The sequence below is a fragment of the Microbulbifer sp. ABM4_008 genome, assembly GCF_056311705.1.
Genome location: NZ_CM149970.1, coordinates 401,673 through 417,050 on the forward strand (window position 1 = coordinate 401,673; position 15,378 = coordinate 417,050).

11 protein-coding genes are annotated in these 15,378 nt (G+C 49.5%); 5 read left to right on the forward strand and 6 right to left on the reverse strand.

The window, feature by feature from the left end; all coding sequences use genetic code 11:
* Nucleotides 1-23: 23 nt before the first annotated feature.
* Nucleotides 24-1,946 carry a PhoX family protein gene (locus tag ACYX4J_RS01755; RefSeq protein WP_476177735.1) on the reverse strand — a complete coding sequence of 641 codons (1,923 nt, stop codon included), beginning with the start codon at nt 1,944-1,946 and terminating at the stop codon, nt 24-26.
* Nucleotides 1,947-2,175: 229 nt separating this feature from the next.
* On the opposite strand from ACYX4J_RS01755, the gene ACYX4J_RS01760 reads away from it, so the two are divergent.
* Nucleotides 2,176-4,779 (forward strand): TonB-dependent receptor, encoded by a 2,604-nt coding sequence (locus ACYX4J_RS01760; protein WP_476177736.1) that lies wholly within the window; start codon nt 2,176-2,178, stop codon nt 4,777-4,779.
* Nucleotides 4,780-4,911: 132 nt separating this feature from the next.
* Nucleotides 4,912-6,792, forward strand: coding sequence for a phytase (locus ACYX4J_RS01765; protein ID WP_476177737.1), 1,881 nt, complete (start codon nt 4,912-4,914; stop codon nt 6,790-6,792).
* Here the strand turns inward: ACYX4J_RS01765 and ACYX4J_RS01770 are convergent.
* The 5 genes from ACYX4J_RS01770 to ACYX4J_RS01790 all read right to left on the reverse strand — a co-directional run bounded on the left by ACYX4J_RS01770 (nt 6,770) and on the right by ACYX4J_RS01790 (nt 11,466).
* Complete coding sequence (locus ACYX4J_RS01770; protein ID WP_476177738.1) at nt 6,770-7,207, reverse strand: VanZ family protein; 438 nt, start codon at nt 7,205-7,207, stop codon at nt 6,770-6,772. The two genes, ACYX4J_RS01765 and ACYX4J_RS01770, sit on opposite strands and share 23 nt — an antisense overlap.
* A 592-nt stretch (nt 7,208-7,799) precedes the next feature.
* Nucleotides 7,800-8,510 (reverse strand): outer membrane beta-barrel protein, encoded by a 711-nt coding sequence (locus ACYX4J_RS01775; protein ID WP_444915450.1) that lies wholly within the window; start codon nt 8,508-8,510, stop codon nt 7,800-7,802.
* A gap of 218 nt (nt 8,511-8,728) precedes the next feature.
* Nucleotides 8,729-9,439: an outer membrane beta-barrel protein gene (locus ACYX4J_RS01780; RefSeq protein ID WP_282931154.1), complete on the reverse strand. Its 711-nt coding sequence runs from the start codon at nt 9,437-9,439 to the stop codon at nt 8,729-8,731.
* Nucleotides 9,440-9,581: 142 nt separating this feature from the next.
* Complete coding sequence (locus ACYX4J_RS01785) at nt 9,582-10,247, reverse strand: replication protein P (protein WP_108734620.1); 666 nt, start codon at nt 10,245-10,247, stop codon at nt 9,582-9,584.
* A complete protein-coding gene (locus ACYX4J_RS01790; RefSeq protein WP_108734619.1) occupies nt 10,159-11,466 on the reverse strand; it encodes a DnaT-like ssDNA-binding domain-containing protein in 1,308 nt (435 codons plus the stop codon). Before ACYX4J_RS01790 ends, ACYX4J_RS01785 begins: the two co-directional genes overlap by 89 nt.
* A gap of 200 nt (nt 11,467-11,666) precedes the next feature.
* Between ACYX4J_RS01790 and ACYX4J_RS01795 the strand changes: the two genes are divergently transcribed.
* The 3 genes from ACYX4J_RS01795 to ACYX4J_RS01805 all read left to right on the forward strand — a co-directional run bounded on the left by ACYX4J_RS01795 (nt 11,667) and on the right by ACYX4J_RS01805 (nt 15,262).
* The gene (locus tag ACYX4J_RS01795) at nt 11,667-13,910 is read left to right on the forward strand and encodes a heavy metal translocating P-type ATPase (protein ID WP_445361075.1); all 2,244 of its coding nucleotides are present in this window, start codon (nt 11,667-11,669) and stop codon (nt 13,908-13,910) included.
* Nucleotides 13,911-14,279: a cupredoxin domain-containing protein gene (locus ACYX4J_RS01800; RefSeq protein WP_282931156.1), complete on the forward strand. Its 369-nt coding sequence runs from the start codon at nt 13,911-13,913 to the stop codon at nt 14,277-14,279. It begins immediately after the preceding gene.
* Between the two features lie 155 nt (nt 14,280-14,434).
* Complete coding sequence (locus tag ACYX4J_RS01805; protein WP_444915455.1) at nt 14,435-15,262, forward strand: DUF417 family protein; 828 nt, start codon at nt 14,435-14,437, stop codon at nt 15,260-15,262.
* Nucleotides 15,263-15,378: the final 116 nt, after the last annotated feature.

Here is a 15,378-nt window from a genome sequence, read left to right on the forward strand (position 1 = left end):
CCCTGGTTTGTCATATCAATCGCCTAGCTACCGACTATTTGGTCGTCCTCACGGTAAATGGCCAGTACCGATGGCCGAGGTGGTAACAGGGAGTTATTATCTGGCCAGCGGTGCAGGGGGTGGTCATAAGTGGAGTTGCGTGAATCGGCCGGATGTTGCACGGCAATAAACAGGGTTTTTCCGTCGGGAGTAAATTCCGGCCCGCACACTTCAGCCCCTTGCGGGCAGCCAAAAAAATGCTTGGGTGCCGCCCGCAAAGGCCCCTCAGTAGCCATTGCCCAAAGTCCATCGTGGAACCCAAAGCGCTCACAGCCATCGGTAGCAATCCACATATTGCCCCTGGGGTCGAAAGCGACGTTATCGGGATTGGCAAACCAGCCGTGCTCAGAGATATCGTAAGGGGACTGCTGTCCATAGGCGCCCCTTTCAGCCGGGTTTTCAGCATTGGGGTTTCCACCAAGTAGAAATTGCTGCCACTGAAATTGTGCGCTTGTGTGGTCGCGGTTTCCCTTCTCCCCGGGAGGCGCTATTTCCAATACATGGCCGGCAGTATTGCGCGCGCGGGGGTTGGCGGCATCGGTATCGCTACGCTTCTTATTTTTGGTCAGCATTACATAGGTGCAATCATTGTGGGGGTTAGTCTCCACGTCCTCCGGCCGATCCATCGGCGTGGCTCCCAGTAGCGCGGCTGCGCGACGGGCATCAATCATTACATCTGCTTGATTGCGAAAACCATTCTCTGCGGTCAGTGGGCCCTGGCCGTATACCAGCGGCAGCCATTCGCCACTGCCATCGTCGGCAAAGCGCGCGGCATAGAGAGTGCCATTAATGAGTAGCTTTCGGTTTGCATCGGGATCTTCGGGCTGATAGTTATTTTGGGATACATAGCGATAGACAAATTGATGTTCATCATCATCGCCGCCGTAAGCAACGATCGGTTGCCCCGGTTTACAGACCAGGGTAAAGCCTTCGTGCTCAAAGCGCCCCAAACTGGTCAGCTTGCGCGGTTTTGATTGGGGGTTATAGGGGTCAAACTCCACCATCCAGCCGAATCGATTGGGCTCATGGGGTTCTACCTGAATATCAAATCGGCGGTCGTGGTCACCCCAGTTGCGATTTTCCGGTTTTATACCAAAAAGTTGATGGTTTTCGATCTCCCGGGAATCTTCGAGCTTTTTTGGGTCTCCCTGAAAAGCGCCACCAAACCCCTCTTCAGCAATTAATACGGTTCCCCATGGGGTTTTCCCTCCTGCACAGTTACCTATGGTGCCGAGGACCTGGGTTCCGCTGGGATCTTGGCGGGTCTTCAAACGTTCGTCGCCTGCGGCGGGGCCAGTGATTTCCATTGGCGTCGTAGAAGTTATCCGCCGGTTATAGGGACTGTCAGCCACTACTTTCCAGCCCTGTTTACTTCTTCGAATTTCCACGATGGAGTGTCCGCAGGCGGCCTGTTCAATGGCCACATGCTCGGCACTCACTCCTCGGGTGGCACTGTATTCGTCGTTATAACCCGAGAACATCAGATGGGGCTGAGTGTATTCGTGATTGACACATAAAAGCCCGCGATCACTATTTTTACTTTGTATATGCAGGTACCCCAGGGTGGAACTGGTCCCCGCTGCCAAGGGCATAAATGCAATAAAATCGTTGTTGTAACCGAATCGCTGTTCCTGGCTACTGGCGCTAAGTTCTTCAGGCTGAAAAGATGTTTCCTCTTTATGTAAAGGGTCTCCCCACCTCAGCAGAACCGTGGATTTATAGCCCTCTGGTAGATGGTGTTGGTAATCCAGTCTATGGGGGATTTCTTTAAAGGTGAGGGAGTTGCGTGTGGGATTTTCACTCCCACTACAGCCGGGTAGTAAGCTGCTTACAGCACCGGTGGCGGTTACACCACCCAGGACTTTAAATAGAGAGCGGCGTGCTGGATTTTTGGGGCTTTCGTTCATGACTGCTCCATATTTGGTTTCAGTATATGACGCTTTTTACTGTTAATTGCCTTGATGGTTCCTTTTAAGGCGATGGATATCTGTGTAAATAGCAGGGCTTACATCTATCGTCGCAGTACTAATTGACTATGTGATGACAAGCTTAAAAAAAATGTCACGTAAAGTTCATAGCGGCCTTCTAGTCTGCGTTCAATTCAATTAACCACCGGCAAAGTGGGAGTGGGACGCAATGAAATACAGAACTTCAGGCTTGCGGTTACTGGGAATGCCATTGGCGGCTCTGGCGACAGCCATCATTAGCGCAAATGCTATCGCAGAAAATGAGCAGGTAATGGAAACTGTGACGGTTACCGCCCAGGCAAGTAATGCGCGCAGCGACTTGGATCGACAGCGGGACGCCAATAAGGTCGTAGCGGTGCAAACTTCTGATGCGATTGGTGAACTCCCCGATGCCAATGTCACAGAAGCGTTACAGCGAATGCTCGGTGTATTTATTGCGAGAGATCAGGGTGAGGGGCGTTTTGTTGGTGTGCGGGGTATAGACCCAAATTTGAATGCGGCGACAATTAATGGTGTGAGCCTGCCTGCACCGGAAACAAACACCCGAGCGGTAGCCCTGGATGTTATTCCATCGGACTTATTGGCGAGTTTGGAGGTATTTAAAACTCTTACGCCGGATATGAGCGCAGACTCTATTGGTGGTGCCATTGAGATTAAAAGTCTGAATGCCCTGGATTATGACAGCAATCGCTACAAGTTAAGCGTAGAGAATAGCTACAGCGAGCTTCAGGAAGAGTACAGCCCCAAAGTAGCTGCGACCATGACCAATATTTTTGAACTTGATGGAGAGCGCCGTCTCGGGGTGGCCTTGGCGCTAAGTCACCAGGAGCGGGATTTTGGCTCAGATAATATTGAGACTGACGGTAGCTGGGAAGAGCTGACTGCTGAAGACGGCTCTGTAGCTAAGGGCGCGACCGAAATAGAACATCGCGATTACAGTATTACCCGGGAGCGCACAGGTCTTGCTGCCAACTTCGACCTGGACCTGGGCAGTGACTCAAGCATCTATCTCCACAGCTTGTACTCCGATTTTTCTGATCAGGAAATCCGCCAGCGCAATTCCTGGAAGCTCGATGATGAACGCGATGAGCCGGAGACTATTTCGGCCAACTCGGCAGAGTGGGAAGAGGCAGCACTGGAGAAGTCCCTGAAGGACCGCCTGGAAGAACAGGAAATTATTTCTGCGGTATTTGGCGGAGAGCATAATTTTGAGCAATGGGGATTGTCCTATGCCTTGGGATATTCCCATGCAGAGGAATCTGAACCCAATCGACGCGATACCGATTTTGTCTTGGACTCCCTGCGTTTGGGGTATGTTGAAGCTGGTGATACTCCCCGTATGGCGGTGGGAAGTGAGGATGTTGAAGCAGTATTGGACCCGGCCAGTTATCAACTCGATGAGTTGGTCATTGAAGATAACTTTACTGAAGATGAAGAAATCAGCTTCCGTATTGATATCAGTAGAGAAATTGATTGGGCTGGCAATCCTTCAGTAGTTAAATTCGGATTACATGAGCGTCAGCGAGAAAAGGCTGGTGACTTAAATGCGACTGTATATGAAGGGTTTGGTGGGGATTACACTCTGGCGGACTTTTCTCGCAATAGTATCGATTATGGTTTGGATGCATTTGGACCTGGCGTCAATGTTGGAAGCCTGAATAGTTTTATCAATGCTAACCTCAGTGATTTTGACATAGATGAGACTGAGACCGCTTTGGCATCCGCCCGTGACTACGCAATGAATGAAGACATCACGGCCTTGTATGTGATGAATTCTATTGAGTTGGACCGCTCCCAGCTGGTTTTTGGGGTTCGCTATGAGCGCACCGAATTTAATGCTGAAGGCGTGAATGTGGCAGAGTCGGAAGAGCCCCTGCCGGGTGCCGATTTAATTGCAGAGGAGGTTTATGCCACTGAGGTTAACTACGAGCGGGACTACGACAACTTCTTCCCCAGTATTAATTACAAATTTGATTACAACGATAATGTTGTTCTCCGTGCAGCCTATTCGGAGTCCTTATCGCGTCCATCATTTGGCTATTTGAACCCCTCTCCGGCCAAAATTGAATACGATGATGGGGAACTGGAGGTTGAAGCTGGAAATCCAGAATTAGACCCTTATGAATCCCGCAATATCGACCTATCTGCCGAATACTATGCGGACGACCTGGGTATGTTCTCTGTGGGACTTTTCCATAAGAGTATCGATAACTTTATTGTTATGTCTGAGGTTTCCAGTAATACCGATTTTACCCGTTTTGTAGGGAATTTAGCGGTTGATGATGCTGAAGTATGGCAACCGATTAACGGAGACAACGCCCGTATCAGCGGTGCCGAACTGGCCTGGACCCAAGGTTTTGAAAATGGGTTCTTACTCAGGGCTAATGCAACATTAACCGATTCAGAAGCTGATCTGGGTCTCAATAGCAGTGATCGCAGTGACAAAATATCTATGCCTTCCCAGGCGGATTTTGTCGGCAACTTTATTGTAGGCTATGAACGCGATGCCTTTAGTATGCGCCTGTCAGCAGCTTTCCGCAGTGAACGCCTGCTGGAAGTAGACCTTGAAAATGAGGTCAATGACCGCTACGAAGAAGACCATTTGCAATTGGATTTGTCGGCCCGCTACCGCTTTGATAATGGCCTTCAACTCACTTTTACTGGGGTTAACCTCACGGATGAGCCTTACTATGTTCACACGTCTGGGTTTAATGGTCAGTACGAAGAATACGGTCCGACTTATGCGATTGGGTTGAGCTACAGCACTTTCTAAAATTTTAACTGGAATTTTTTGGTTAGTGTAAATTCTTACCTTGATAAAGCCCCTGCAATATTGTGGGGGTTTTGTTTTTTGCAAAAGTAATATTTTCTGTTATTTTCCGGTAAATCCTGAGCAGGTTTTATTATGCGTTTTTCAATAGTGGGTGTTTTGTCCTGCCTTATATTACTGGGATGCGATCTTGAAAAGGGTAGTCAAAGATTATCTTCGCAAAAGATCATATCTTTAAAGGGGGTGATAGCTGAACAGATTCAGCTGGTCAGTTTCCTTGAGCAGCAATACTTGTTGCTATCCAGTAAAGATAAGGGGCTGGTGCTTGTAGATGATTCCGCAGAAATACAAGTTCAAAAGGATGGCAGAGTAGAGGCACTTGTAATTCAGCCAAGAGAAGATGGTAGCTACCTGGTGGCCGCTTACGAAGAGCAGGAAGCAGAATTACATCTATATCAATTATTTACTGATCTAAACGATGATTTGCAGCTTCAACTTTTAGGAAAGCTTGAGAGTGCCAAGCCTGTGAGCGCACTCTGTTTTTCACTACAAGCAGGAAGAGATCACCTGTTTGCCATTGGAGAGGACGGACTGGGATTTGAGTACCTGCTTTCTCCCAGTGATGAGCACTGGGACTTTACCGAGATCCGCCCAATATATTTGGGGGAGGAGGTTAATAGTTGTAGCGTGGATAACCGTCGGGGGCGATTACTGGTATCACAGCCGCCTATAGGGATATTGGCATTGAATGCCGATGCAGAGCAAGATGAGGAGCGTGAGTTTTTAATCTCGGCGAAACAGCTCGGTGATGATTTCGGCAGCTTGCAACTGGATTATCAGCAGGACCAAATCTGGATTGCTGTGGAACAGGGAGTACAGGTTTTCGACTTGTCAGGAAGTGGTAGGCCCGACCAGTCTTGGACATTGCCTGCAGAAAGTCCTGCCTCTATTGCAGTTTTTGGTGATAGGTTGGCCGTGCTAAATGATAAGCAGAGTGAAATAACCTATTTCCCGATAAATAACAAGCTGACCAGCGTTACAGATAATCCGCTTGAAATTATTCCCACTGTTGCCGCCAGGGGACAAACTGACCCCGTTCACTCTTATGGTGATGCTGCTGATGATCCCGCTATTTGGGTGAACTCTCATTCGCCGGCAAACAGCCTGATTTTTGCTACAGATAAAAAAAAGGGGCTCAATGTCTATCATCTGTCCGGCGGGTTAAAACAGCATTTTCCAGTGGGCAGGGTCAATAATGTCGATATCCGTAAAATTTCCCACCCTAATATTGATGCGATTGCCGTTGCCTCTAATCGTACTAATCCCGGTTTGGATCTATTTGCTATCAGTGCAATGGGCGAAGTGGAGCACCTGGGATACCGGGGTATAGGGCTTCATGATCCCTATGGCTTGTGCCTGCAACAGGACGATAGTGGGCTTTATGCCTGGGTTTCTGATAAGGAGGCCAGCTTGCATCAGCTCAAAATCAATGTCTCTGAGTCCTCCAATAAGTTTGAGATTGAGCAGGGTATCCAGTTTGATGACTATGGACAGGTTGAAGGCTGTGTTGTGGATGACCAGTTCGGAACCCTGTTTTTTGCTGAGGAGGACCGGGGGATTTGGCGGCTGGACCTAAAGTCCTTATCAGAGGCCTCTCCAGAGTTGGTGGCAGCAGTGGATGGTGAAAAGCTGGTGGCAGATATAGAGGGATTGGCACTTTATCAGGATGGCGACAAGGGCTATCTAGTGATATCCAGTCAAGGTAATGATAGCTATGTACTATTCAGCCGTAGTGGGAATGAATTTATTACCCATTTTCGGGTTGGTATGAATTCCCAGCTAGGTGTGGATGGCAGCTCGGAGACCGATGGTTTGGCCGTTACCAGTTCAGCTTTGGGTGCGGAATATCCTCAAGGTTTGTTAGTTGTTCAGGATGGGCGCAACCGAATGCCCAGCGCAGCCCAGAATTTTAAATTGGTTGATTGGAGGGATGTCAATCGTCTGTTGTCTCACTAGTGGCGCCGGGGTTTTCAGGCTGGTTTAAATTGTTAATATTGCGGGCTCTCTGAACCAAGTATACTAGAGAGCTCGCAAGTAACACTCCAACGATATCGGCGGCCAGATCAAGTAAGTCAAAAGTCCTTGAGCGAACAAATGCCTGGCTTATCTCTTCAATCAGGGCAAAGCCAAGCACTGCGATAGCACCACAGTAAACTCTAATAAAGCCGAGCTTAAAATAAGTGGCGCGGGTGGCAAGTATCAGGATAAGGCCAAAAGTACCAAACAAGACGATATGGCCTAGTTTATCGCCATAGGGGATAGCACGGACAAGGTCAAAAAATATACTATTCGATCCGGTATTGGCTAGATAGATAACCCAAAGAATAAAAAGAAAAAACAGTAGGGCTGAAGCCTTGAGAAATCTTGGCATAATACTTATTGATACAGTTTTGTTTAATCTTGTGAAGTCTAGATGTTGATTTTATCTATATCTTATGAGAGAGGAAAGAGAGGCCTTAAAAAACTGAGAGTTAACCAGATTGTGATGGCTCAGTATCAATTATTTTTGACTTGCAGTCTTCACATAGATAGACGATTCCCCTCAGATCTTGCCACCTGCATCCGCTGGTATATTCACAGCGCCGCATCTTGTTATTGCAATTACTGCAGATAGGGGGGTGTTAATTTTCTTCTGTTCCAGTTGCCAGTTAAGACCGTATAAAGTAAGTATAATCCCAAAGGTAATGGCCATTAAAAGTTCGTCATATCGTTGAGCGTAACCCGAAAGAAAAACTGAAATAATAAGTAATATAGTGAAAAATAATAGTGAAAATGTTTTAATTAATTTATGTTCATCTTTTGATCGATTTTCAAATTCTATTTTTGCTCTATAGTCTTCACTGTATTCTTTTAGATCTTTTGCTTGTAGGTTTTTTTCTTATTTTTCATTTTTTTATTGTTTGAATCGGTGAGCTGATAGCTGTTTTTCTAGGAATAATTAATGTTGAACCTTCCTTGCTTTATCAAAAGTTAATACTCCACCCCATAGTGATAGCTTCACTATCTATTTCATCCAGAAACGTATCGCCCCCAATTTTTGAAAACTGTTCCCACTCTATCCGTAGGCTCCACTTACCCCTATAGCTATAGTTAATACCAGCACCATAAGCCCAGTGGAATCCATTGCTGCTATCGGTTAATTCACCTCTGACTGGAGTTAATTGTTCTATTAAACTTCCATCTTCAAGCTGGTATAGGATAAAAACTTCACCCTTCTGAATCTCATTGGTTTCCGCGTACCAGATGCCGGTGCCAAGTTTCCCAAATAAGCTAAATGACTCTCCCAGGGGAAGATACGCCAGGGAAAATATATTGAAAAGCTGGCTATCAAAATCAGAGAAATAGTTTAAATATTCACCATCCCCATATGAGATATGGGTATTCAGCTGGTACTTATTGAAATTTTGATAGCTGGCTTCAATTGCCAGGTAAGGTGTCCATCGAATTCCTGCAAATAGTTTCCAGGCGTTATTTTTATCATCACACTGACTGAGATCCACTTGATCTAAGCTGGCGCCAATTTGTTGAACCCGCTTCTCTGCTTCGCTACACAAGTTATTGGCATGCTGGTTACCGAAAGAGATACCAGCATATTTGTGTGAGTAGAAATCGGCGCAAGTAAGGGCAGGCAAGGAAAGTAGAAAAATAATGAATAGGGGGCTAAAGCGGTTCATGGTTTGACCTTGTTTAGCTTATATGGGGGGACCGCTGAAGCTGATTTTAGAGTGAAATTTGATTAAGGCAACCACCAAAATAATAACGTCTTTTAGATTGATCGAAGGTAGGACCTACTCTATTAACTGGATTCGGCGCCTAAAGGTAGAGTTCCCAGTAATAGTTCGCGGGAACTCTATTTAATTTGTATAAAGTTATAGGTGTCAATTAACAAAATTCAAAAAAGCCGCCCTAAACCCAGTGATAGTGTTTCTGCATTGAAGTCTACTCCAGTGGGCTCCAGTTTCTCCCACTCCAGTCTCCAAATCCAGTGATTCCTATAGATATAATTCATGCCGACCCCAACACCCCAGTGAGGGCCTTTGTGGTTTTGGGACTTGTCTTTATCGAACGTCTGAAGTTGTGCCGTGAATTGTCCATTGGATAATTGCTGGGGGATATAAAATTGAGCGGATTGTTGCTCTGATAATTTTCCTCTCCAAGCTCCAGCCCCGACTCTGGCAAACATATTTATATTGGAGTTAACAGGATAAAAACCCAATAAAAAGGCGGTCAATAAATGTGTCTCAACCTGGTATGCAGCCTTTGCATACTCTCCATTTTCATTATTGGTATAAAAGCTGCTTTGCGCAGCTGAAGGTTTTAGATAGCTGATTTCAAGGGCGAGGTATCTGTTCCAGCGCAAGCCGCCATAAAACTTAATCGTACTGCCGCTACTATTGCAATGAAAGCGTCCGTCTGTAGATCCTTGAGGAATCTGTGATTTTATCCGGGGGTTTGCAGATGAGCAAAATTGAGGATAAGAGGTTTCACCGAGGGTAGCCCCAATATATTTCCTGTTGGCAAAGTCAGCGCTGGTATTTGTAGCGAAAGTGAATATAAGGCTGGAAAACAAACTTGTTTTTACGGTGGTCTTAAAATTATTCATGATCTGTCCTGTGCTTTGTTTATTTTTATTTCAAGCACAGTAAAGCTAGATCAGGGCTTTTACTTCACAAGTCATTGGCGTGAGGGCCTTTAGGTATCAGGCCCTGTATTCAAAGTCAGAGTAAGCAGTTGGCTGTTAATTTCTAAATGCCAAGCTTTGCTCGCATCTCCGAGAGTCTTTTCGAATTTTCTTCCTTGGAAAGTGGTGAGCCGGGGTTTTCCTCCAGCTTTAATTGCTCTGGAGCGGTTAGTTTTTCTCCCCCCAGGACTCGTTCACATATTTTTCGATAGTGCTCAGCAAAGACCGGGTAGGCGATAGACTCGGGGTTATTGGCAAGAAAAAACCAGTTGGATTCCCGCCCTGCGTGATAGATCGCTAAGTGGCTCCAGTTGTAATTGGTTTTGGGGCTGGGGGCATTGCAGGCTTCGCGATAGGCGGCGCGTGCTTCCGGTAAACCATTCTCCCCAGCGGCGCACAGCTGCAGCATTTTATGTACGGTGGGCAGGTACTCGCTTTGCAGGATTGCTCGCTTGGCACCCTGCATTATATCCTGGGGAGCGAAAGCAAGCAGGGCCTCCAGCCAGAGGCGCTTGGCGTGGTGAAGGGTTTCAGTGTCTGGAAACGCTGCGCTGAACTGATTGTGATAATTCAGTTTAAACAGCGCAAATACTTCATTGATTGCGCGCTTCTTTTCGTTCAGCAGTTCCTGGCCCTGTTCACTACCAGTTTGTGTCTGTGAGTATGTCGCCGATTGACCGGTCGCGGGTGCGCTGGTTGGTGTTGTTGTGGGAGTCTTGTGGATTGCCATAAGAGTTTCCTATTGCCAGTTTGTTGCGCTCCGCCCACTGGTGGCGCGCGTGACGCACAAATACGGCGTCCCAGCTTTTACGTGCGGCATTTTGACCGCGCCAGTAAATAATAAATTCCGGAACCAGGGATAGAGCGAAGTCGCGATCTATCTCGCATTGGTTCATCAAATGACTCAGGCAGTCACCACTGGGCTGCCAGTTGCGGGAGATGGGTTTGGCCACCGGGTTTTTCTCAATACCCTGGCAGTAATAGGCCCACTCTTCCCGCGCATACTCGATAAACAGTTCACCCCAGCGGGCACTGTGGCCACCGCGCTCGGTCCATTTATAAATGAATTCCGGCAGCAATTCGGCAGCAAAGCGCGGATTGATGGCCAGGCGCTGTAACTGCTCCCAGGTGTGCTCGCTGGGCTGCCAGTCGCGGGACATAGCAGTGGGCTTGCGCTTTTCGATAAATGGCGTGTCCTGCTTTTCCCAGTCTTCCATAATCCAGTCATTGAACTCCAAATCCCAGGAAATGGACTGCTTGCCACTGGAGCGGTGGTAATCGAGAAAGCGCTGTAGGCCGCGGCCGACAAAAGTGCTGGGGACTCCCTCGTCCGCCAGCTTGCGTAGGGTCTCATCGCTGGGTTGCCAGCCGTTGGGCAGTGGCTGCTTGCGCTGAGCCGTTGCGCGAAAAGCCTCCCACTTGCTTTTAACCTGGCGCAGGAACAGGGAGCCAAAGGAGTGGCGGGGCTCGGCGCGCTCGCGCCAGTAAGTGACAAACTCTGGCAATTGCTCCCTTACAAAGTGCTCGGGAATACCCAGTTGGGCGATTCGCGCCATGGTTTCACTATCCGGCTGCCAACTGGGGGCAATGGTGTTGGCATTGCGGTTGGACGGGGTAGGGGGTGTTGCCACCGGGCGCTTGTACTCACCGGGCAGGGCGAACTTCAGAATCTCGCTACTGCCGAATGGTGCCGCCCCCAGCAGAAGGGCACCCTGGTTGCGCAAGCTGGTGGCCACCCGCTGGATATCTGCTGCCTGCCAGAAGGGCAGCAGCAGGTATAGCTGCTCCCCCTCGGCGGTATACCAATCCCGGCCTCCGTAGGGCTCCAGGGGAAGGAATGGAGCCAGGTCGCCAAGCGCAGTGAGCAGCACAGCTTCCTCCAGGCCGACAGTGGCAGCCAGAGAAGGAGAGATACTCAGGGGTCTTTCGGGAAGCAGGGGATGTGTCATGGCGCGATAATAACATTCCGTCGCATCGCATGCGCGATCATTGGCGAATCCTCAGCCTTTTCCTGCCCCTGGTGCCAACCACTAAGCTGAAGGATGAATTGACTGCGAAATTTCGGCGGGCGGTGCGCTGCCAACTGTTGCCTTCCCCTAGCGGTAAGGTTGTAACTTTGTCGCTGTAATTGGTGTTGCGGGAGAGCAAGATGACGAAGGAGCAACAATCTGCGCCAACGGTGTTCCGTTTGAGTGGAGTCAATTGTGCCGGTTGTATTAACAAAATTGAGACTGCGGTTAAGGCTGTAGCTGGGGTGACTGATGCCCGGGTAAACCTGTCCGATAAAGTCCTGTCGGTATACGGCCCGGCAGAGGCTGAATCCTGTATCGAAGCTGTCCGAGGCGCGGGCTACGGCGCCGAACTCCTGCGAAGTAGTGAACGAGAGCAGCGCGCGGAACAGCGGGAGCAGACACAGCGGCACTACCGCCAGCAGTTGTGGCGCTCGGCATTTGCTCTGGGCGTGGGCGTGCCAATGATGGCCTGGGGGCTGATCACCGACAAAGTATCGGTGAATACCCCTGCGGAGCAGCTGGCCTGGGGTGTTATGGGACTGATTACCCTGGCGGTGCTGGTCTTCTGTGGCGGCAATTTCTTTAGTGGCGCCTGGAAGGCACTGCGTCACCACAATGCCACTATGGATACGCTGGTGGCCCTGGGCACGGGAACGGCCTGGCTCTTCTCCATGATCGTGGTATTGGTTCCCCATCTCTTACCGGAAGCGGCACGACATGTGTACTTCGAGGCCAGTGCCATGATTATTGGCCTGATCAGCCTCGGCCAGGCACTGGAAATTCGGGCTCGCGGGCGCACCAGTGCCGCAGTGGAGAAGCTGTTGGAGCTCCAGGATACATCCGCGCGGGTATTGAGAGACGGCCGAGAGGTGGATCTCCCTATCGAGCAAGTGCAGCAGGGAGACCAGCTGCGCGTCCGCCCCGGCGAGAAAATTCCGGTGGATGGCACTGTGCTTGAAGGGCGCAGCCTGGTGGATGAATCCATGCTCACCGGGGAACCAGTGCCAGTAAAAAAGGCGGAGGGTGACAGCCTCGCCGCCGGCACCCTGAATAAAAATGGCAGCCTGTTGTTTCGCGCAGATAAAGTGGGTTCCGACACCCGCCTCGCGCAGATTATCGAGATGGTAAAGAATGCCCAGAGCTCCCGCGTACCTATCGCGCGCTTGGCGGACAAGATATCCGGTATCTTTGTGCCAGTGGTGATGATTATTGCCCTGGTGGCCGCACTGGTTTGGTTCAACTTGGGCCCCGATCCTCGGGTTGCCCATATGTTAGTAGTACTGACTTCGGTGCTGATTATCGCCTGTCCCTGTGCCTTGGGGTTGGCGACTCCCATGTCGGTTATGGTGGGGGTGGGCAAAGGTGCTGAGTACGGTGTACTGGTGCGCAACGGCAAGGCCCTGCAACAATCCTGCACCTTGGATGTCCTGGTTGTGGATAAAACCGGGACTCTCACCGAGGGTTCTCCGCGTCTGACAGATATCGATAGCGATGGCGACAGCGATGAACTGCTGCGTTTGGTAGCGAGCCTGGAGCAGGGCTCAGAGCACCCCTTGGCCGAAGCCATAGTGACGGCAGCTCACGATAAAAACCTTGAATTGCAGTCTCCAGCCAACTTTGAAGCCATCACAGCTCACGGTGTGAGTGGTGATATCAGTGGCAGTCGCGTGCTGTTGGGGAATACCAAGTTAATGCAAAAGGAAGCCATTTCCCTGGATGTCTGGAATGAGCGGGCAGCCACGTTGGCTGCGGCGGGGCGCACGGTGATGTACGCCGCCGTGGACGGCAAGTTGCGGGGGATTATTGCCGTAGCCGATCCGATTCGCGCTGATGCGCAAGCTGCAATCGAGCGACTGAACAAACTGGGTTTACGCATTGAAATGCTTACCGGGGACAATCACGGCAGTGCCGAAGCGGTTGCCCGGCAACTGGGCATCGATCGGGTTCACGCAGAACTATTGCCGGAAGATAAAGAGGGGATCGTCGCTGAATTGCAAAAAAAAGGCGAGCGAGTGGGTATGGTGGGTGACGGGATTAACGATGCCCCGGCCCTGGCGCGGGCCGATGTGGGCTTTGCGATAGGTGCCGGTACCGATGTTGCTATTGAGAGCGCCGATGTCACCCTAATGCGTTCCTCCCTGCACGGGGTCGCCAATGCCGTGGAGTTGTCCCGGGCCACTTTGCACAACATCAAGCAAAACTTGTTTGGAGCTTTTATTTATAACACTCTGGGTATTCCCATCGCCGCCGGTGTCCTCTACCCGATTACGGGTATGTTACTGAGCCCCATTGTTGCCGGTGGTGCTATGGCGCTTTCCTCCCTGACGGTGGTCAGTAATGCCAACCGCCTGCGCTTCTTTAAACCATCGGAGGCTCGCTAAATGGCTGAAGTTCTCGTAAATATCGTCGGTGTGCTGATGATTCTGGCTGTTATCTGGTGGTTTTGGTTGGGGCCAAAAAGAAGTGCCAGTAAGGCGACGCCGAGCACGGATAATTTACAGATTCTGGTTAAGGATGGAGTTTACGAACCGGATCTTATCCGCCTGCCCGCCGGTCGCACAGCGACTTTGCATTTTCACCGGGAGGACCCAAGTCCCTGCTCCGAGTGGGTATTGTTTCCAGACTTGGAAGTCAGCGCTCAGCTTGCCCTGAACCAGGACACCTTGGTGGAAATACCAAAAGCCGAGCCGGGTGAATACCCGTTCAACTGCCAGATGCAAATGTATCGGGGCACATTGATACTGGAGTAACAGTAAATGTCATTCTCTATGGGGGTGTAATAATTCCCCGGGCCAAGACGACATAGATTTAACCAATACCCCAGAGCCGCCTTTCACCTGTATGGAGAGAGGGGCTCTGGTCAGGCTGGTGACTAAGCTCTAATTTGTTAAGAGGTCGTCAACAAATGTCATTTCTTCTTCGAAAACTTCCCTTCGCCCTGGTGGCCATCGCCTTTGCGCTTATTGCGGCGGCGCTTTTTTCCGGCCAATGGGGTGGTATCAAGCGCGTATTTGAATTTTACGGTGTCACTAATGAGGAAGTGCTTTCCTCTATACGTTTACTGACTGCCATTATTTTTTCAGTCGCCGCTATTTTGGGGGCGCTCGTCCTTCGCTTTGAGCGAGTTGTTAAGCCCCTGGCAATCCTTCTGATTTTAATATCGCTAGTGCCCCTACTGAGTCTTCTTGGCAGCGGCCATTGGATCGACTCCCTGGGCGGCTTTCCGGCAATTGGCTCAGGACAGGGGATAATTAAGTACTTTGCCCTGTTAACCTTGGGTATTACCTGGTTGTATCGGGATTCGTTGAGTCCACTAAAGCTGATATGGCTCAATTATTTCCCTGTCGGCTTGGTATTACTCTGGATTGGTGGGATGAAATTCACAGCGCTTGAGGCTGAGGGGATTGAAGGTCTGGTAAGCACTTCGCCACTGATGTCGTGGTTATACAGTGTATTTAGCGTGCAGGTGGCCTCAAATCTTATCGGTATATATGACTTGATTGCGCTGGCTATCCTCGCCTTGGGTATTTATATCCGGCAGCTGTTTTGGCCGGGACTATTGCTTTGTGCCGCAGTATTTATAACAACCCAGACCTTCCTCTACTCCTACCCAGGCAGTTGGGTAGCTCCCTGGCAACTTAGTTCCAGCGGTATTTTTATTATTAAAGACCTGTGGTTTATCGCAAACCTAATATTAATCCTGGGCTTTAGAAACTCCATGATTAAATCTTAAAGCTGATGGGGTCAAAGAGTTGCTCTGAGGCCCCAAAATATCGGTTTTGATTCATTGGGGATACTATTTGTAAGTTATCGAAAGGTAGCATTTTCTGTGGACTCAGAGATATCTGG